At 74.1% G+C, this 19,038-nt stretch carries 17 protein-coding genes; 11 read left to right on the top strand and 6 right to left on the bottom strand.

The genetic code is table 11. The features are described from left to right. Positions 1-225: 225 nt before the first annotated feature. On the top strand, positions 226-600 hold the full coding sequence (locus IG05_RS0112055) for an STAS domain-containing protein (protein WP_030341826.1): 375 nt from the start codon (positions 226-228) through the stop codon (positions 598-600). 147 nt (positions 601-747) lie between these two features. Then, positions 748-1,260, top strand: a complete 513-nt coding sequence (locus IG05_RS0112050) for an EF-hand domain-containing protein (protein WP_030341824.1) — start codon at positions 748-750, stop codon at positions 1,258-1,260. On the opposite strand, the gene IG05_RS0112045 is transcribed toward IG05_RS0112050, so the two are convergent. Beyond that, a complete protein-coding gene (locus IG05_RS0112045) occupies positions 1,244-2,794 on the bottom strand; it encodes a class I adenylate-forming enzyme family protein (protein ID WP_420707585.1) in 1,551 nt (516 codons plus the stop codon). The two genes, IG05_RS0112050 and IG05_RS0112045, sit on opposite strands and share 17 nt — an antisense overlap. Positions 2,795-2,840: 46 nt before the next feature. Here IG05_RS0112045 and IG05_RS0112040 point away from each other — a divergent pair, with 46 nt between their 5' ends. The 4 genes from IG05_RS0112040 (at position 2,841) to IG05_RS0112020 (ending at position 7,065) form a co-directional block, all read left to right on the top strand. Next, positions 2,841-4,037, top strand: a complete 1,197-nt coding sequence (locus IG05_RS0112040; RefSeq protein WP_030341821.1) for an amidohydrolase family protein — start codon at positions 2,841-2,843, stop codon at positions 4,035-4,037. Continuing rightward, positions 4,037-5,170, top strand: coding sequence for an acyl-CoA dehydrogenase family protein (locus IG05_RS0112035; protein ID WP_030341819.1), 1,134 nt, complete (start codon positions 4,037-4,039; stop codon positions 5,168-5,170). The genes IG05_RS0112040 and IG05_RS0112035 overlap by 1 nt, the downstream gene beginning before the upstream one ends. A 2-nt stretch (positions 5,171-5,172) precedes the next feature. After that, entirely contained in the window at positions 5,173-6,039 is an 867-nt protein-coding gene (locus IG05_RS0112030) for an acyl-CoA dehydrogenase family protein (RefSeq protein ID WP_030341818.1), read from the top strand. A 552-nt stretch (positions 6,040-6,591) separates the two neighbouring features. After that, entirely contained in the window at positions 6,592-7,065 is a 474-nt protein-coding gene (locus tag IG05_RS0112020; protein ID WP_030341816.1) for an ATP-binding protein, read from the top strand. 283 nt (positions 7,066-7,348) lie between these two features. On the opposite strand, the gene IG05_RS0112015 is transcribed toward IG05_RS0112020, so the two are convergent. Further along, positions 7,349-8,275 (bottom strand): cyclase family protein, encoded by a 927-nt coding sequence (locus IG05_RS0112015; RefSeq protein ID WP_030341814.1) that lies wholly within the window; start codon positions 8,273-8,275, stop codon positions 7,349-7,351. 102 nt (positions 8,276-8,377) lie between these two features. Here IG05_RS0112015 and IG05_RS0112010 point away from each other — a divergent pair, with 102 nt between their 5' ends. The 4 genes from IG05_RS0112010 to IG05_RS0111995 all read left to right on the top strand — a co-directional run bounded on the left by IG05_RS0112010 (position 8,378) and on the right by IG05_RS0111995 (position 12,983). Then, complete coding sequence (locus tag IG05_RS0112010; protein WP_030341813.1) at positions 8,378-9,289, top strand: SDR family NAD(P)-dependent oxidoreductase; 912 nt, start codon at positions 8,378-8,380, stop codon at positions 9,287-9,289. Positions 9,290-9,392: 103 nt separating this feature from the next. Then, a complete protein-coding gene (locus IG05_RS0112005; protein WP_030341811.1) occupies positions 9,393-10,541 on the top strand; it encodes an acyl-CoA dehydrogenase family protein in 1,149 nt (382 codons plus the stop codon). Continuing rightward, positions 10,541-11,590, top strand: a complete 1,050-nt coding sequence (locus IG05_RS0112000; protein WP_030341810.1) for a Zn-dependent alcohol dehydrogenase — start codon at positions 10,541-10,543, stop codon at positions 11,588-11,590. Before IG05_RS0112005 ends, IG05_RS0112000 begins: the two co-directional genes overlap by 1 nt. A gap of 121 nt (positions 11,591-11,711) precedes the next feature. Then, a complete protein-coding gene (locus tag IG05_RS0111995) occupies positions 11,712-12,983 on the top strand; it encodes an MFS transporter (RefSeq protein ID WP_037813567.1) in 1,272 nt (423 codons plus the stop codon). On the opposite strand, the gene IG05_RS0111990 is transcribed toward IG05_RS0111995, so the two are convergent. Beyond that, entirely contained in the window at positions 12,888-13,910 is a 1,023-nt protein-coding gene (locus tag IG05_RS0111990; protein WP_030341807.1) for a GlxA family transcriptional regulator, read from the bottom strand. The two genes, IG05_RS0111995 and IG05_RS0111990, sit on opposite strands and share 96 nt — an antisense overlap. Positions 13,911-13,981: 71 nt before the next feature. On the opposite strand from IG05_RS0111990, the gene IG05_RS0111985 reads away from it, so the two are divergent. Then, the gene (locus tag IG05_RS0111985) at positions 13,982-15,289 is read left to right on the top strand and encodes an MFS transporter (RefSeq protein WP_199808292.1); all 1,308 of its coding nucleotides are present in this window, start codon (positions 13,982-13,984) and stop codon (positions 15,287-15,289) included. A gap of 34 nt (positions 15,290-15,323) precedes the next feature. Here IG05_RS0111985 and IG05_RS0111980 read toward each other — a convergent pair whose 3' ends face one another. The 3 genes from IG05_RS0111980 to IG05_RS0111970 are packed head-to-tail and all read right to left on the bottom strand — an operon-like array spanning position 15,324 to position 18,974. Next, complete coding sequence (locus tag IG05_RS0111980) at positions 15,324-15,920, bottom strand: flavin reductase family protein (protein WP_037813638.1); 597 nt, start codon at positions 15,918-15,920, stop codon at positions 15,324-15,326. A gap of 49 nt (positions 15,921-15,969) precedes the next feature. Next, positions 15,970-16,764 carry an enoyl-CoA hydratase/isomerase family protein gene (locus tag IG05_RS0111975; protein ID WP_030341803.1) on the bottom strand — a complete coding sequence of 265 codons (795 nt, stop codon included), beginning with the start codon at positions 16,762-16,764 and terminating at the stop codon, positions 15,970-15,972. Beyond that, entirely contained in the window at positions 16,755-18,974 is a 2,220-nt protein-coding gene (locus IG05_RS0111970; protein WP_030341801.1) for an acetate--CoA ligase family protein, read from the bottom strand. The genes IG05_RS0111975 and IG05_RS0111970 overlap by 10 nt, the downstream gene beginning before the upstream one ends. Positions 18,975-19,038: the final 64 nt, after the last annotated feature.

Genomic DNA, 19,038 nt, shown 5'->3' with positions numbered 1-19,038 from the left:
GGCCGCAGGTGATAGTGCCCTCTTCACACAAGCTTCACACGAGGTGTGTCTATCCCTGATCGAACAGGATCGATAGTGACCGAAACAAGCCCCCTGACGATCACGTGCCGTTTGCCGCATCAAGTTTCAGGGAACGGCCGCTGGGCAGCCGCGCGGAAAGAAACGTAGGAACTGCTTCCGTTTCCGGGCGGTTCCGGGAGATCCGGCGAGCGGAGGGGCAGGGCCGTGGCATTCAACGTGACCGGCGTCGAACAGGGCGAGTGGGCCGTCCTCCGGGTGTCCGGGGAACTCGACCTGATGACCTCGCCGGTGCTGCGCCAGCGGGTGCACGACGTCGTGGCGGAGGGGCACCACAGCCTCGTGGTGGACCTCTCCGACGTGTTCTTCTGCGACTCCAGCGGGGTCGGCGTCCTCATCGCCGCCCGCCGGCTGATCCGCTCCTGCCAGGGCCGGCTGCGGCTGATCCTGCCGGACCGGGGCGCCGTCGACGGCTCGCACGTCAACCGTGTCCTCGGCGCGCTCGGCGTCCGCCGCCTCTTCGACGTCCGCCCCGACGTGGAGGCCGCCACCTCCGAGGACGCCGACCCGCTGTCGGCCTGAGCACGTTCCCCGGCCCGCCGCCACAGGGTTGTCCCGGAATTCCCCCGGTTTTGACACAATCGCCGCTTCACCGACACTTCACCGCCCCCGCGACGTACGCTCCCACCCGGATCAACCCCCACGTCAATGTAAGGCGGTCCGAAAGACATGGTCAGCACCGAGTACGAGCGCAGGATCGCCGCCCGGTTCGCCACCTTCGACCAGGACGGCAACGGCTACATCGACCGCGAGGACTTCAACGCCGCGGCCAAGGCCCTGCTCGCCGAGTTCGCCGTGCCCGCCCGCTCCGACAAGGGGCAGGCGCTCTACGCCGGCGCGGAGGCGTTCTGGCAGGGCATGGCCGGCATCGCCGACCGGGACGGCGACCAGCGCATCACCCGCGAGGAGTTCGTCACCGGCGCGGTCAAGCGGCTGCGCGACAACCCCGGCCGGTTCGCCGAGATCGCCCGCCCCTTCCTGCACGCGGCCCTCGCGGTGGCCGACACCGACGCCGACGGCCGCATCACGGTCACCGACACCGCCCGCGTCCTCCGGGTCCTGCACGTACCCGCCGACACGGCCCGGGCGGTGGCCGCCACGCTCGACGCCGACACCGACGGCCACATCACCGAGCCCGACCTCGTGCCGGCGTTCGCCCGCTACTTCACCGTCCCGGAGTAGCCGAGAACCGCTCCCGCAACCGGTACTTGAGCACCTTGCGCAGGGTGTCGTTCCGGGGCAGGGCGTCCACCACCTCCAGCCGTTCCGGCAGCTTGTGCACGGACAGCCCCCTCGCCCGCAGGTAGGAGACGGCCTCGCCGAGCGTCAGCCGGGGCGCGCCCGGCGGCTGTTCGAGGACCGCGCAGACCAGTTCGCCGCGGTCGGGGTCGGGGAGGCCGATGACGGCCGCTTCGGTGACCGAGGGGTGGGCGGCGAGCAGGTCCTCGATCTCCTTGGCGGAGATGTTCTCCCCCTTGCGGATGATCACGTCCTTGAGGCGGCCGGTGAGCACCAGGTGTCCGGACGGGGTGAGGTGCCCGAGGTCGCCGGTGCGCAGGAAGCCGTCGGCGTCGAAGGCCGCGGCCGTCTGGGCGGGGTCCAGGTAGCCCTGGCAGACGGCCTCACCGCGCAGCCGTACCTCGCCGTCGGCGATCCGGATCTCCATGCCCTCCGGGGGCCGCCCCTCGGTCGTCGCCAGGTTCTCGGGGGTGTCCTCGGGGTCGCCCATGGTGATCATCGGTACCTCGGTCATGCCGTAGCCGTGGGTGAGCTGGACGCCCATCTCGCGGACCACGGCGTGGTACAGCCCGGGCGGCTTGGGGGCGCCGCCGCCCGCGAGGAGCCGCAGGGAGGGGATCAGCCTCTCGTCCGGCCGCTTGCGCTGCTCGGCCAGGAACAGGGAGTAGAAGGCCGTGGAGCCGCCGGCCACCGTCACCCCGTGCCGCCGGTACTCCGCCAGCGCCTCCGGCAGCGCGAAGTGCTCGCACATCACCGCCGGGAAGCCGTACAGCAGGAGCATCACCGTGTAGTCGGGGCCGGCTATGTGGGCGTACGGGAAGGCCATGGAGCCGACGTCGGCCGCCGACAGGCGCAGGGCGTGGGCCAGGCAGGAGCCGCCCGCGATCAGGGAACGGTCCGTGTGCAGCACGCCCTTGGGGTCGGAGGTGGTGCCCGAGGTCCAGTAGATCCAGCGGACCGAGGTGCCCTCCGCGGGCGGCGGGGGCAGCACGGAGGGGTCGCCGTCGGGGAGGGTGCCGTACGCCTCGAAGACACCCCTGGCGCCGAGGCGGTGCGCCATCGCGGTGTGGTCGTGGCCGCGCCAGACGCCCGGTACGGCGAAGAACTCCGCCTTCGACGCGCGCAGCGCGAACCCGGCCTCCCGGTCCCGGTAGTAGGGGATCAACGGGGACTGCACGGCGCCCAGGCGGGCCAGCGCGAAGGACAGCAGGGCGGTCTCGATGCGGGTGGGCAGCTGCCAGGCGACCACCGTGCCGGGGCGCACCCCCATGCCGTACAGGCCCGCCGCGACCCGTTCGGCGCCGTCCCGCAGACCCCCGAAGGTGAGCGTCCGGCCGCCCTGGAGCAGCACCGGGCGGTCGGGGGTGAGCCGGGCCCGCCGGTCGGCCAGCTCCCACAGGGTGCGGGCGGAACTCAGGGTGTGCGGGGTCTCGTCCACGGGTGCCCCCTGCTTGGCTGACGACTCGTCAGCTGCCATGCTATCTGACGGACCATCAGATAAGTACCGTCCGGCGGAGGGGACCATGGCGACCGAACTGCCCCGCATCATCAGCGTCGACGACCACGTGATCGAGCCCGCGCACCTCTTCGGGACGTGGCTGCCCGCCAAGTACCGGGACCGGGGGCCGCGGCCGCTGACCGCCGGGATCGGCGAACTGGCCTACGTCGGCGGGAAGTACCAGATCACCATGGACCCGCAGGGCCAGCCCACCGACTGGTGGATCTACGAGGACCTGAAGTTCCCGTACAAGCGGAACATCGCCGCCGTCGGCTTCGACCGGGACGAGATGACCCTGGAGGGGATCACCCGGGAGCAGATGCGCCCCGGGTGCTGGGACCCGGCCGAGCGCCTCAAGGACATGGACCTCAACCACGTCGAGGCCTCCCTCTGCTTCCCGACCTTCCCGCGCTTCTGCGGGCAGACCTTCGCCGAGGCCCACGACAAGGAGGTCGCCCTCGCCTGCGTCCGCGCCTACAACGACTGGATGGTGGAGGAGTGGTGCGGGGACAGCGGCGGCCGGCTGATCCCGCTGTGCCTGATCCCGCTGTGGGACGTCGATCTGGCCGTCGCCGAGATCCGGCGCAACGCCGCGCGCGGGGTGCGGGCCGTCACCTTCTCCGAGATCCCCACCCATCTCGGGCTGCCCTCCATCCACTCCGGCCACTGGGACCCGTTCTTCGCCGTCTGCCAGGAGACCGGCACGGTCGTCAACATGCACATCGGCAGCAGCTCCCAGATGCCCGCCGCCTCCCCCGACGCACCGCCCGCCGTCCAGGCCTCCCTGAGCTTCAACAACGCCATGGCCTCGATGATGGACTACCTCTTCAGCGGGGTCCTGGTGCGCTTCCCGCGGCTCACCCTGGCCTACTCGGAGGGCCAGATGGGCTGGATCCCGTACGCCCTGGAACGCGCCGACGACGTGTGGGAGGAGCACCGCGCCTGGGGCGGGGTCCGGGACCTGATCCCCGAGCCGCCCTCGACGTACTACTACCGGCAGATCTACTGCTGCTTCTTCCGCGACAAGCACGGCGTCGCCTCGCTCGACGTGGTCGGCCGCGACAACGCCACCTTCGAGACCGACTACCCGCACGTCGACTCGACCTTCCCGCACACCAGGGAGGTCGCCCTCGACCATGTGCGGGGCCTCGACGACGAGACCGTGTACAAGCTGATGCGGGGCAACGCCATCCGCATGCTCGGCCTGGACCTGGACCGCTAGTGGACCTCTCCTGCACGCCCGAGGAGGAGGAGTTCCGGGCCCGGCTGCGCGAGTGGCTCGGCACGGTACTGCCCACCCTGCCGGCCGCACCCCCGCCCGGCGACTGGCCCGGCCGCCGCGCCTACGACCTCGGCTGGCAGCGGATGCTGTACGACGCCGGGTACGCCCACGTGCACTGGGACGCCTCCCCGACCCTCCGGCTGATCTTCCTGGAGGAGACCGAGCAGGCGGGCGCGCCCTACGTGGGCGCCAACTTCGTCGGACTGCTGCACGCCGGGCCGACGATCGCCGCCGAGGGCACCGCCGGGCAGCGGGCGCGCTGGCTGCCGCCGATCCTGCGCGGCGAGCAGGTGTGGTGCCAGGGATTCAGCGAACCGGACGCCGGTTCCGACCTCGCGTCGCTGCGCACGCGCGCGCGGAGGGACGGCGACGCCTACGTGGTGACCGGGGCCAAGATCTGGACCTCGCACGCCGAAGTCGCCGACTGGTGCGAGCTGCTGGTCCGCACCGACCCCGCCGCGCCCCGGCACCGGGGCCTCACCTGGCTGGCCCTGCCGATGGACGCCGAGGGCGTCACCGTGCGGCCGCTGCGCACCCTGGCCGGGTCGGCGGAGTTCGCCGAGGTGTTCCTGGACGAGGTGCGGGTGCCGGCCGCCAACCGGGTGGGGGAGGAGAACGACGGCTGGCGCGTCACCCTGGTCACCCTCTCCTTCGAACGCGGCACCGCGTTCGTCGGCGAGGTCGTCGCCTGCCGCCGCGTCCTCGCCGGACTCGCCCGCGCGGCACGCGACAACGGACGCTGGGGCGATCCCGCGCTGCGCCGCCGGCTGGGCCGGCTCGACGCGGAGTTCCGGGCGCTGTGGCGGCTGGTCCAGTGGAACGTGAGCGCGGCGGAGGCGAACGGCGGGGTGCCGGGCCCGGGCGGCTCGGTGTTCAAGCTCCGCTACTCGCACGCCCGGCAGGACCTGTACGACGCCGCCGCGGAGGTCCTCGGCCCGGACGGCCTGGACCTGGACCGCCCCTGGGTGCTCGACCGGCTGTCCTCGCTGGCGTACACGATCGCCGCCGGCACCTCGCAGATCCAGCGCACCATCGTGGCCGAGCGGATCCTCGGCCTGCCCAGGGGGAGGTGACCGTGCGCTTCCGGCTCACGGACGACCAGAACGCCCTGCGGGCGGGCACGCGGGAGCTGCTGGGGCGGTGCTTCGGCCGGGAGGCGCTGCGCGCCGCCGTCGACGCGCCCGGCCGGCTCGACCGGGCCCTGTGGCGGACCCTCGGCGAGGCCGGGTTCTTCGCCCTGCGGCTGCCCGAGGCGGACGGCGGGGTCGGACTGGGGCTGCCCGAGGCGGTGCTGGTGTTCGAGGAGGCGGGCCGGGCGCTGCTGCCCGGGCCGCTGGTCGCCACGCACCTCGCGGCCGCGGACGTGCCGGGCGCGGCGCGCGGAGAGACGGTCGTGGCCGCCGTCGACGGGGAGCTGGCGGAGTGGCTGGACGCGGCCGACGTGGTCCGCGGGGACGTCTCCGGTGCCGTACCGCTGCGGTCGGTGGACCCGCTGACCCCGCTGCACCGGGTGCCGGCCCCCGGTCCACCGGAACCCGTCGCCGTCCTGCTCACCGCCGCCGAACAGCTGGGCACGGCTGGACGGGTGTGCGAGCTGGCCGTGCAACACGCCCGGCGGCGCGAGCAGTTCGGACGGCCGATCGGTGCCTTCCAGGCCGTCCAGCACCTGTGCGCCGACCTGCTGGTGCGGGCCGAGACCGCCCGGGTCGCCGTCTACGCCGCCGCCGTCACCGCCGACCCCGCCGACATCGCCGCCGCCCGGCTGCTCGCCGACGAGGCCGCCGTGCAGGGGGCGCGCGACTGCCTCCAGGTGCACGGCGGCATGGGCTTCACCTGGGAGGCGGACGTGCACCTGCACCTGAAACGGGCCTGGGTGCGGGCCGGGCGCGCCGGGGGGAGCGCACAGGGCGCGGAGCTGCTCGCCGCCGCGCTGGCGGGCTGACCCGACGGTGGTGTCCCGGACCGCGGCACCGGAAAGCCTTGGCCTACGATGTCGCGGATCGTGGCGCACTGGAATCACGGAGCGTTGATACCGGGTTGTGTCCTGCTTGAGACTCGTCACGGCCTGGAGTCGGGCGGGTGCTCCGGTACCTTGTGTGGGATGCGAGTGGCTGCGCGTACGAGCCGGGCCGGCGGTCCCCCTGGGACGGTGCCGGACCGCGCGGTGCGCGCCGCTGTTCGCGGGGCGGTCGCGGCCGTGACCGCCGCTTGTTCGACTCCCCGGCACGAGCGTCGCACAGTATGCCTCAGGCGTACTCCTTCGCGCGGGAATATGCCCGAAGCGCTTGTTGGGGTGACTGTACGTCAACCATGCTGTCTCGCAAGGGAGTCACAGTCCGTGACCCCTGCTCTGGCCGTTGTTCTGGCCATGCAGAAAATGGCTACGATCGTGGCCCTCGTCGTGATCGTCGCCACGGCCGACGCCGTGGCACGCGGTCGGCGTGGGGTCATGTGTCCGCCGGTTCGGATGGTGTGAGCGGTGCAGGTGCTTCAAGTGCAGCTGGAGATCCGGCCCGACCCCGCGGAGGTGGGGCGAGCCAGAAGGTGGGCCCGCTCGCGGCTCGCCGGATCGGGGATAACGGCCGACGAGCCGCTGGCCGAGACCCTGATCCTGCTCGTCTCCGAGCTGGTGACCAACGCCGTGGTGCACACCGGCCGGCCGGCCGTGCTGCGGCTGTGCCTGCCGGGTCCGGCCGCCGAGGAGTGCGCGTCGGCCACGGTCCGCGTCGAGGTCGCGGACGGCAGTTCACGCGCCCCCGTGCCCCGTTGCGCCGGCAGTGAGGCCACCGGCGGGCGCGGCCTGGCCCTCGTGGACTGCCTGGCCGACCGCTGGGGCTGGAGCCCCGACGGCGCCGGCAAGAGCATCTGGTGCGAGCTGGACCGCTGTTCCTCGTCCCGGGAGAGCGCGGCGATGGCGTACGGGGGCGGTTCGTCCGCGTACGAGGGTCTCGCCTTCGAAGCCGTGTAGTCGCCGCAAGCGGCGATGCGCCGGGCAGTGCAACCGTGCGCGGGTCCCGCGAGCATGGTGTCGCAACACATCCCCGTACCGGCGTTGACGTCTTCTGAACGGCTGATCAGGCTGGGGGGCGACGATTCGCCGCGAGGGGACGGCGAGGGCCGCCCGGGGGATCGGTGGTCCTCGTCGAAGGTGGGTCGCGGCGGGTGGCGGCGCGCGCACGACGGTGGGGGAGGCGCGCCGCCAACCGCAAGCGTGCCGCCGTGGCCGCCGTGGCCGTCATCGCCCTCGCGCTTCAGAGGATCGCCACCGGTGCCACCGGTGTGCCCGTCGCGCCCACGAAGGGCTCGGGCGTCGCCGACAGCAGGAACGCGTACCGCCCCGCTTCTCCACAGGCTGTGGACAACTCTTCGAGATTCCAGTTCTGGCCCTGCAGCATCCCCATCTCCACCAGGTGCAGGGCGTGCACGGGCAGCCACAGGTCCTCGACCTCGGGCGGGAACACCTCGAAGGTGAGCGTGTCGTTCGCGACCGCCGCCACATCGCGCGCGTGGAACCACTCCGGGCAGCGCACCGACAGCCCCGGCGACGGATGGCCGTACCCGTGCCTGTCCCCGGCCAGATACAGCTGCACCTGCCCGGTCCGTACCAGCACGACGTCACCGGCACGCACGCGCGTACCGGCGAACTCCTCGGCCGCCTCCAGGTCCTCCGGCGACACCGCGTGGCCGCCCGCCAGCCGGTCCACCCCGCGCGCGCGTGCCACGTCCAGCAGGACCCCGCGCGAGACGAGGTGGCGCACCTTGTCGATGCCGGCGAACTCCGCGCCGCCGTGCGCGGTGACCGTGTGCGCCGGACGGCCGTTGTAGAGCTTCCCGGAGTGCGACACATGGGGCAGCGCGTCCCAGTGGGTGCCGGCCTGCAGGCCCATGGTGACCACGTCGTCGCTGCACGCCACCGTCCCCGGCCCGAACAGCTCCTGGTTGAGCTGCACCATCACGTGCAGCGGGTTGACCCGGCCCGGGATCACGCCCGTCTGCACGCCGTCCTGCCGGAGGGGGAGCGCGAGCGGCACGCGGCGGCCGGTGCGCACCTCGGCGGCGGCCGCGCGCACCACCTCGTCCGTGACCAGGTTCAGGGTGCCGGTCTCGTCGTCGGCGCCCCAGCGCCCCCAGTTGTTCACGCGCCCCGCGATCTCGTGGAACTCCTCCGCCAGTGCCATCCGGTGCCTCCCCGGGGCTTGTGCCCGTGCGTACGGCGGGCCATAAAATCTAACGGACCGTCAATCTAACGAACCGTCAGAAACTGCGGGAAGGGGCCGGACGTGGGGAACTTCTTGGCAGGCAGGGTCATCGCCGTGACGGGGGCCGGGCGCGGTATCGGACGGGCGGTGGCGCTGGCGGCGGCGGCCGAAGGGGCGAAGGTCGTCGTCAACGACTACGGCGTGGCGGTGGACGGCGCCTCACCCACCAGCGAGATCGCGCAGGCCGTCGTCAAGGAGATCGAGGCGGCGGGCGGGGAGGCCGTCGCGGTCGCCGACGACATCTCCACCATGGCCGGGGGGCAGCGGGTCGTGGACACGGCGGTGCGGGCCCACGGCCGGCTCGACGGTGTCGTGTGCGTGGCGGGCATCCTGCGCGAACGCATGCTGTTCAACATGACCGAGGAGGAGTGGGACCCGGTCGTCGCCACCCACCTGAAGGGCACCTTCACCGTGTTCCGGGCCGCCTCGGCCGTCATGCGCGCGCAACGGTCCGGCACCCTCATCGGCTTCACCAGCGGCAACCACCAGGGGTCCGTCTCGCAGGCCAACTACAGCGCGGCCAAGGGCGGCATCATCTCCCTGGTCCGCAGCGCGGCCCTGGGACTGCACAAGTACGGCGTGACCGCGAACGCGGTGGCGCCGGTGGCCCGCACCCGGATGTCGGCGAACGTGCCGATGGAACTCGCGGAGATCGGCGAGCCGGAGGACGTGGCCGCGCTGGTGGTGTACCTGCTGTCCGAACGGGCCGCCGCGCAGGGCATCACGGGGCAGGTGTACACGATCGCCGGGCCGAAGATCGCGGTGTGGGCACAGCCGAGGGAACTGCGTGCCGCGTACGCCTTCGACGGGTGGACGCCGGAGCGGATCGCCGAGGTGCTGCCGGGGTCGGTGGGGGTGGATCCGATGCGGATGCTCTCCGAGCTGGGGGCGATGGAGGAGGCGGCGCGGCGTGGGGGCAGGCCGAACGCCTGAGAGCCCGGGGCGCGTTGTGGTGCGGCGGTTGCGGGTGCGTGGTGGCCGGTCGCGCGGTTCCCCGCGCCCCTTGGCCGGCACCGGTGCTATGAGGAGGAACCCTGTGGACTTTGGATTCACCGCCGAGGACGAGGCGTTCCGGGCCGAGGTCCGGGGCTGGCTGGGGGAGCGTGCCGGTGCCACCGGGGCGCGGCGGGACTGGGAGCGGACCCTCGGTGCCGCCGGCTGGATCGGGCTCGGGTGGCCGGAGTCGGGGTACGGCAACCGCACCGGCACCCTCACCCAGCAGGTCGTGTGGGCCGAGGAGTACGCCCGGTCGGGGGCGCCCCCGCGCTCCGGGCACATCGGGGAGAACCTGCTGGCGCCCACCCTCCTCGCGCACGGCAGCGAGGAGCAGAAGAGCCGGTTCCTGCCTCCGGTCGCCGCCGGCGAGGAGCTGTGGTGCCAGGGGTACAGCGAACCCGGTGCCGGGTCCGATCTCGCCGGGGTGCGGACGGCGGCGGTGCGGGACGGCGACCGCTACCGGATCAGCGGGCAGAAGATCTGGACCTCGCTCGCCCATGAGGCCGACTGGTGTTTCGTGCTGGCCCGGACCGACCCGGCCGCCCGGCGGCACCACGGGCTGAGCTTCCTGCTCGTGCCGATGGACCAGCCCGGCCGGATCGACGTCCGGCCCATCCGGCAGCTGACCGGCACGAGCGACTTCAACGAGGTCTTCTTCGACGGGGCACACGCGCGCGCGGAGCACGTCGTCGGCGGGGAGGGGAACGGCTGGCGGGTGGCGATGAGCCTGCTCGGCTTCGAGCGCGGGGTGTCGACCCTGGCCCAGCAGATCGGCTTCGCCCGGGAGCTGGCGCAGGTCCTCGACGCCGCCGTGGCGAGCGGGGCCGTACACGACCCGGTGCTGCGCGCCCGGCTGGTACGCCAGTGGGCCGAGCTGCGGGTCATGCGCTGGAACGCCCTGCGCACCCTCGGCGGCCCGGCCGGCCCCGGCGCGCCCAGTGTGGCCAAGCTGCTGTGGTCCGCCTGGCACCAGCGGCTGGGCGAGCTGGCGGTCGAGGTCCGGGGCGCGGCGGCGGCCGTGGGGCCCGCGGACTGGTCGGCCGGGTCGCCGTACCCGCTGGACGCGGCCCAGCACCTGTTCCTGTTCTCCCGGGCCGACACCATCTACGGCGGCTCGGACCAGATCCAGCGCACGATCGTCGCCGAGCGCGTGCTCGGTCTGCCGGCCGAGCCGAAGGGGGCCGTGTGATGCGTGGTGTGGTGTTCGACGGCGGGCAGGTCCGGGTCGTCGACGACCTGGCGGTACGGGAGCCCGGGCCGGGGGAGGTGCTGGTCGCGATCGCGGCGGCCGGACTGTGCCACAGCGACCTGTCGGTGGTGGACGGCACCATCCCGTTCCCCGTACCGGTGGTGCTCGGCCATGAGGGTGCCGGGGTCGTGGAGGCCGTGGGCGCGGGCGTCACCCATGTCGCACCCGGTGACCACGTCGCCCTGTCCACGCTCGCCAACTGCGGTACCTGCGCGGAGTGCGACCGGGGGCGGCCGACCATGTGCCGGCGGGCGATCGGGCGTCCGGGGCAGCCGTTCACACGGGGTGCGGAGCCGGTGTACCAGTTCGCCGCGAACTCGGCCTTCGCGGAACGCACGGTCGTCAAGGCCGTGCAGGCGGTGCGGATCCCCGACGACATCCCGCTGACGTCCGCCGCGCTGATCGGGTGCGGGGTGCTCACCGGGGTCGGCGCGGTGCTGAACCGGGCCCGGGTGGACCGCGGGGACAGCGTGGTCGTCATCGGCACGGGCGGGATCGGGCTGAACGTCCTCCAGGGCGCGCGGCTCGCGGGCGCCCTGCGCATCGTGGCCGTGGACGCCAACCCGGCTAAGGAGGAGACGGCCCGGCGGTTCGGCGCCACCGACTTCCTGACGTCGGCGCAGGGGGTGCGGGACCTGCTGCCGACGGGGGCCGACCACGTCTTCGAGTGCGTGGGCCGGGTGGAGCTGATCCGCCGGGCCGTCGACCTGCTCGACCGGCACGGCCAGGCGGTGCTGCTCGGCGTGCCCCCGGCCACGGCCGAGGCGTCCTTCCTGGTCTCCTCCCTCTACCTGGACAAGTCGGTCCTGGGCTGCCGCTACGGCTCCTCGCGGCCCCAGCGGGACATCGCCCTGTACGCCGAGCTGTACCGGCAGGGGCGGCTCCTGCTGGACGAGCTGGTGACCGCCACGTATCCGGTGGAGGACTTCGAGAAGGCCCGGGCGGAGGCGGAGGCGGGCCGGGTGGCGCGGGCGGTGCTCACCTTCTGAGCCGCCGCAGGCCGGGGCCGCCCCGGCGTCTGAGCCTCCGTCAGGCGCGGTGGCCGGAAGTTGTCCACAGGCTCGGGAAAACGGGGCGGCGGTTGTCGGTACCGGCCCCTACCGTCGAGGCATGAGCTACCGCGATGTCGTTTCCCGGCGGGTCCTGACCTGGGCCCTGGTGGCCGTCGGCGCCCGGATGCCGGTGGCCATGGCCCCGCTGGCCCTGGTCTTCCTGGTCCGCGAACGCCCGGGCGGCTACTCCCTGGGCGCGGCCCTGGCCGCCGCGTACGTCGTGGGTGAGATCGTCGGCGCCCCCGTGCTCGGCATGCGCCTCGACGCCCGCCGGGCCCGGCCGCACCTGGCCGCCGGACTCGCCGCCGGCGCGGCCGGTTTCGCGGGCCTCGGCGCGTTCCCGGGCGCGCCCGGCGCGGTGCTCGCCGCGTTCGCGTTCCTCGCCGGGGCCGGTCCCGCCGCGGCGCCCGGCGGACTGCGCGCGCTGCTCACCTCCCTGGTGCCGGGGCACGCGGCGGCCCAGGCGCTGTCCGTGGAGTCGATGCTCACGTTCGGTGTCTGGGCCGTCTCCCCGGCCACCGTCACCGGCCTCGCCCTCGGGGCCGGCCCGCGGTTCCCGCTGCTGCTCGAAGCCGCCCTGATGGCCGCGTCCGTGGTGGGCCTGTGGCTCCTGCCGGCCGGCTGGGCGGCGGACGGGCAGGACGAGCAGGGGCGGCGGGACGGGACGGACACGTCGAGGCTGCGCGTACTGGCCCGGGCCTGGCCGGTGTACGTCACGGGCGCGGCCAGCCTGTCCCTGCTGGCCCTCGCCGAACTCGTGCTGCCCGCCCTGCTGGAACAGCGCGGTGTCGGCGTCGGCTGGGCGGGCCCGCTGCTGACGGTGATGTCGGTGGCCTCCGCCGTCGGCGCCTTCCTGTACGGCGTGCGGAGCTGGCCGGGGCGGCTCAGGACCCGCAGCGTGGTCCTGATGGCCGGGACGTCCGCCGCGGTGGCCGCCGTTGCCCTGATGCCCGGCGCGCCGGGCATCGCGGCGGCGCTCGGCGTGGCGGGGCTGCTCCAGTCCGGCGCGATGCTCACCCGCAACCTGTCCCTGCGCGAGGTGCTCCCGCCGGGAGCGCTGGCCGCCGGCTACTCGGTCATGTACGCGGCCGTCGGTGCCGGTTACGCGGCCACCGGCTCCCTCGCCGGCGCCCTGCTGCCGCTCGCGGCGCCCTCGACGGCGATCCTCGCCGGGGTGGCCCTCACCCTGCTGCTGACGGCGGTCGGCTGGTGGGGCGAGATACGCCTGGCCCGGTCAGCGCGGGGTGCCGGCGCCGCCGTGCCGCTCGGCGCCGCCGGTGCGGAAGGTGCGCCGGTAGGCGGTGGGCGTGACCCCGAGCGCCGCCTGTAGGTGCTGGCGCATCGACTGGGCCGTGCCGAAGCCCGACTCCCGGGCCACCTGGTCCATCGACAGGTCGGTGGTCTCCAGCAGGTGCCGGGCGCGCTCCACGCGCTGCTGGGTGAGCCACTGGCCGGGGCTGACGCCGACCTCCTCGCGGAAGCGGCGCGTGAAGGTGCGCACCGACATGGCCTCCCGCCCGGCCAGGTCGCGCAGCTGGATCGGCTCGTCCAGCCGGCCCAGCGCCCAGGCCCGGGCGGCGGTCGTCGTGGCCAGCTGGGGGTCGGGGACCGGACGGTGGATGTACTGGGCCTGGCCGCCGTCGCGGTGGGGCGGTACGACCGTGCGGCGGGCCACGTCGTTGGCGACGGCCGTGCCGAAGTCGCGGCGGACCATGTGCAGGCACAGGTCGATCCCGGCGGCCACGCCGGCCGAGGTCAGCACGTCACCGTCGTCGATGAACAGCACGTCCGGGTCCACCCTGATCTTCGGGAACATCCGCTGGAAGCGCTCGGCGTCGGCCCAGTGCGTGGTCGCCGGGCGGCCGTCCAGGCGGCCGGCGGCGGCGAGGACGTAGACGCCGGTGCAGATGGAGGCGAGCCGGGTGCCGGGGCGGATGCGGGCGAGGGCGGCGGCCAGGTCGTCGGTGAGCCGGCCCTCGTCGTAGAGCGGGCCGCGCTCGTACGACGCCGGGACGATCACCGTGTCGGCGGTGGCCAGCGTCTCGGGGCCGTGGGCGACGTGCACGGCGAAGTCGGCGTCCGTCTCGACCGGGCCGGGCGGCCGTACCGAGCAGGTCACGACCTCGTACAGGTGCCGGCCCCGCGCGTCCCGGGGGCGGCCGAAGATGCGGTGCGGGATGCCCAGCTCGAAGGGCAGCAGGCCGTCCAGGGCGAGGACGGCTATCCGGTGCGGCCGGGATTCCCCTGTGGTGGTCATGGCCCGATCGTAGCGAAGGCTGTCCGCCGGGCCACTCGATGCGCGGGCACGCGTACCGGAGTCTGGACGACGTGACTCAGACCCGACCCGCCGCCGTCCCCGTCCAGGCCCCGCCCGGCCGGCGCCACCGCGTGCACCGCGCCTGGTTCGTCGCCGCCGTCACGTTCGTCACGATCACCGGCGCGGCGGCCTTCCGCTCACTGCCCGGCCTGCTCCTCGACCCGCTGCACCAGGAGTTCGGCTGGTCGCGCGGTACGATCGGCGCGGCCGTCTCCGTCAACCTCGCGCTGTACGGCCTCACCGCGCCGTTCGCCGCCGCGCTGATGGACCGCTTCGGCATCCGCCGTGTGGTCGCCGCCGCGCTCACCGTGATCGCGATCGGCTCGGGTCTGACCGTGTGGATGACGGCGGCCTGGCAGCTGCTGCTCTGCTGGGGCCTGCTGGTGGGGCTCGGCACCGGGTCCATGGCGCTGGCCTTCGCGGCGACGGTCACCAACCGCTGGTTCACCGAGCGGCGCGGCCTGGTCAGCGGCATCCTCACCGCGGCCTCCGCCTCCGGCCAGCTGGTCTTCCTGCCGCTGCTGTCCTGGATCGTCGAGCGCCACGACTGGCGGCCCGCCGCGGTCACGGTCGCCCTGGCCGCGTTCGCCGTGGTCCCCTTCGTCTGGCTGCTGCTGCGCGACCACCCGGCCGACGTGGGCGTGGCCCCGTACGGCGCGCGGGAGTTCGTCCCCAAGCCGGCGCCCGTCCCCGGCGCCGCCCGCCGCACGCTCGGCGTGCTGTCCTCCTCGGTCCGCACGGGCACCTTCTGGCTGCTCGCCGGCACCTTCGCGATCTGCGGCGCGTCCACCAACGGCCTGGTGCAGACCCACTTCGTGCCCGCCGAGCACGACCACGGGATGCCCGTGACGACGGCGGCCTCGCTGCTGGCGGTGATCGGCGTGTTCGACGTCGTCGGGACCATCGCCTCCGGCTGGTTCACCGACCGCTTCGAACCGCGCCGCCTGCTCGCCGTCTACTACGCCCTGCGCGGGCTGTCCCTGCTCTTCCTGCCGATGCTGCTGGGCCCCGCCGTCCACCCGCCGATGCTCTTCTTCATCGTGTTCTACGGCCTGGACTGGGTGGCCACCGTGCCGCCCACGCTGGCCCTGTGCCGCGAGCAGTTCGGCGAGGACAGCGCCATCGTCTTCGGCTGGGTGCTCGCCGCCCACCAGATCGGCGCGGCCCTCGTCGCCTACCTCGGCGGGGCCGCCCGGGACGTCTTCGGCTCCTACGACGTCGTCTGGTACGCCTCCGGCACGCTGTGCGCGGCGGCGGCCCTGATGGCGCTGGTCATCCGGCGCGGCACGCCGGCCGTCCACGCCCTCGCCGTGTCCTGAACGCACCCACCGCGCAAGGCGCCGGGCGGCGGGCTCAGTGGTCCCGCAGCCGCGCGAACCGCCCCCGGTGGAAGAGCAGCGGCTCCGCCGCGGTGTCCGCGCCGAGGGCGGCCACCCGTCCCACGACGATGAGGTGGTCGCCCCCGGTGTGCACGGCGTGCACGGCGCAGTCGATCCAGGCGGCGGCACCGGCGAGCCGCGGCGACCCCGAGACGGGCGCCGGGTCGTACGCCACCCCTGCGAACTTGTCGGCGCCGCTCACCGCGAAGGCCCGGCACAGCTCGTCCTGGCCGGCGCTCAGCACGTTGACGCAGAAGGCACCGGCGCGGGCGATGCGCGGCCAGGTCGTGGAGGCGCGGCCCACCAGGAAGCACACGAGGGGCGGTTCGAGGGAGAGGGAGGAGAAGGACTGGCAGGCGAACCCGGCGGGGCCGCCCGTGTCCGGCGCGCCGGGCGCGGTGATCACGGTGACCCCGGTGGCGAAGCCGCCCAGCACCCGCCGGAACTCCGCCTGGCCCACGGGCGCCGGCTCGTCCTCCCGCACGCACCGCAGCTCCGGCCGGGGCAGCGCCTCGACGGGGCCGGCCCCCAGATACCGGACGGCGGCGGCCGCCGCCCCTGCGTGTCCCATCATGGGCTCATTGAAGCTGACGGAATGTCAGATAGGAACCCCGCGGGAGTCACCGGCCCCGGAACCGCGCGTCCCGGCGCTCCGCGAAGGCCCGCAGGCCCTCCCCGGCGTCCGCCGTCGTCATGTTGATCTCCTGGGCCCAGGCCTCCGCCGCGAGGGCGGAGGCGCGGTCGGTGTCCAGGGAGATGTTCAGGAGCTGCTTGGCCAGGGCCAGGGCCCTCGTCGGGCCGGCCGACAGACGGGTCGCCCACTCCAGGGTCGCCGCCGGCAGGCCCGGATCCGGGACGACCCGGTTGACCAGGCCCAGACGGTGCGCCTCCGGAGCCGGCACCGCGTCGCCGAAGAACATCAGCTCCTTCGCCCGCTGCGGGCCGATCAGCCGGGGCAGGAGGTAGGCGCCGGCCGCGTCCGGGACCAGGCCGCGGCGGACGAAGACCTCGACGAAGCGGGCCGACTCGGCGGCCAGCACCAGGTCGCAGGCGAAGGCCAGATGCGCGCCGAGGCCGGCCGCCGTGCCGTTCACCGCGGCCAGCACCGGCTTCTCGCAGTCCAGCACGGCACAGATCAGCCGCTGCGCCCCCAGCCGCAGCAGCCGTGCCACATCACCCGGGACCCGGTCGCCGGGACCGGCCCCGCCCCGCAGGTCCGCACCCGCGCAGAAGCCCCGCCCGGTACCCGTGAGGACCACCGCCCGGACGTCCGGGGCCGCGGACGCCTCCGCCAGCAGGTCGACGAGGCGGTCGCGCATGGCCGGGGTGAGGGCGTTCAGGGACTCCGGCCGGTTCAGGGTGAGGTACGCGACGCCGTCGCGGATCTCGTGGCGTACGGCCTCGCTCACCGGCACACCACCAGCGCGTCCAGCGCCACCGCTCCCTGCCCCCGGGGCAGCACCATCAGCGGGTTGATGTCCAGCTCCGCGATCGAGTCACCGAGTTCCAGCGCCATGCGCTGCACCCGGAGGATCACCTCCACCAGCGCCTCCACGTCGGCCGGCGGGCGACCGCGGACGCCGGACAGCAGGGCCCGGCCGCGCAGTTCGCCGAGCATGGCGCGGGCCTGGTCCTCGCCGAAGGGCGGCACGCGCACCGCCGCGTCGCGCAGCACCTCCACCAGGATCCCGCCGAGCCCGACCGTCACCGTCGGCCCGAAGAGGTCGTCGTGGGTGACGCCGGCCATCATCTCCACGCCCTGCCCGACCATCTGGCACACCAGGACCCCGTCCAGACCGACCCCCTCGTACCGGGCGATGTCGGTCAGCTCGCGGTACGCGTCGCGGACCTGGCTCGCCGAGGTCAGGCCGATCTTCACCAGGCCCAGTTCGGTCTTGTGGGCGATCTGCGCGCCGGACGCCTTCATCACCACCGGGTAGCCCACCTGCCCGGCCGCCCGTACGGCCGCCGCCGCGCTGGTCACCAGCTGCTCGCGCGGCACCCGGATGCCGTACGCCCGCAGCAGCTGCTTGGCCGCGTGCTCGCTCAGCCGGTGACCGGGCTGCATCAGCGCCTCGGCCTTGCGGCAGGAGGGGGACGGGGTGCGCGGGGCCTCGTCGAAGGGGGAGCGGTAGTCGCTCACGAAGCGGTGGTGGTCCAGCCAGGCGCGGACCGCGGTGAGGCAGTTGCCCACCGTGCGGAAGGTGGCCACGCGCGACGAGCCGAGCAGCACCTCCCGGTACGCCGCCTCCGTGCCCACCGGCGAGCCCCACACCACGCACACCAGCTTGTCCGTCTCCTCGGCGGCGGCCACCAGGTCGCGTACGAGCCTGTCGCTCAGCGGCGGGAAGGGGCCGGTCACCGGGCAGACCAGGACGCCGACCGCGGGATCGGCCAGGATCGCGTCGATGATCTTCCGGCCGCGCGCGTCGCCGACCGGATGGCCGCCGTTGTCCACCGGGTTGGCCACGTGCAGGTACTCCGGTATCCACTGGTGCAGCTCGGCCTGCTTCTGCGGGGACAGCCGCGGCAGCCGCAGCCCCGCCCCGGCGGCCAGGTCGGCGACGTGCGCGCCGGTGCCGCCCGAGATGGAGTAGACGACCACGCCGTCCGCCAGGGGTGCCCGGGCCCGCGCCAGCAGGGCCGCGGTGTCCTGGAGTTCGTCCAGGGCGTCGACGCGGATCACGCCGTACTGCCGCAGGGCCGCGTCCACCACGTCGTCCGCGCCGGTGAGCTTGCCGGTGTGCGAGGCGGCCGTCCGGGCGCCCGTCTCGGTGCGGCCCACCTTCACGGCGACCACCGGAACCCCGCGGCGGGCGGCCCGGTCCGCGGCCAGCAGGAAGGCGCGCCCGTCCTTGAGCCCCTCCACGTAGCAGGCGATCGCCCCGACCTCGGGCTGCTCGGCGAACCAGGAGAGGAAGTCGGCGGTCTCCAGGTCGGCCTCGTTGCCGGTGGGCGCCCAGTGCGAGAGCCGGACGCCGAGTTCCTGCAGGGCGAAGACGGGCCGGCCCTGGTGTCCGGACTGGGTGATCAGCGCGACGGCCGGCCCGGACAGGTCCTCCCGGAACCGTTCGAAGGCGTTGAGGTTGGTGTTCGGCCCGAGCAGCCGCAGCCCCGAGCGCCGTACGGCCCCGGCCAGCCGCTCCTGCGCCGCGGCGCCGGCCTCCCCGGTCTCCGCGAACCCCGAGGCGAAGGCGACCGCGAACTTCACCTTCGCCTCGCCGAGTTCCCCGATCAGCGGGAGCGGGTCGGCCACCAGCAGGACGGCCAGGTCGACCTCTTCGGGCAGTTCGGCGATGCCGGGCACGCAGGGCAGCCCGAAGACCGACGGCCGGGTCGGGTGCACCGGATGCACCCGTGCCCCGACCCGCCCGGCCCAGTCCAGCAGCTGCCGGGTGATCCCGGTGTTCGGCCGGCCCTCGGCGTCCGACGCGCCGATCACGGCGACCGACTCCGGCCGGAAGAAGCGGCTCAGGTCGGGTACGTCCGCGTGGAGCGGGCGCCCGCTGACGTCGAGGTCCGCCACCCGGTCGTGGACGGCGGGGCCGGGCCGCTGCTCGCCGCAGGCGATGACGCGGGCCCGGCGGGAGTCGGTGGTGAGGGTGCCGTGTGTCGATCCGAGCATCGTTCCGCCCGCCTCCTGTGAGACAGCCATGACGGCCAGCTGTAGCTGACGCTTTGTCAGGTTA

It is taken from the genome of Streptomyces sp. NRRL S-1022 (assembly GCF_000720135.1).
GTDB lineage: Bacteria > Actinomycetota > Actinomycetes > Streptomycetales > Streptomycetaceae > Streptomyces.
The sequence above is the reverse complement of the archived record's forward strand: the minus strand, read 5'-3'. Positions and strand labels throughout refer to the sequence as shown.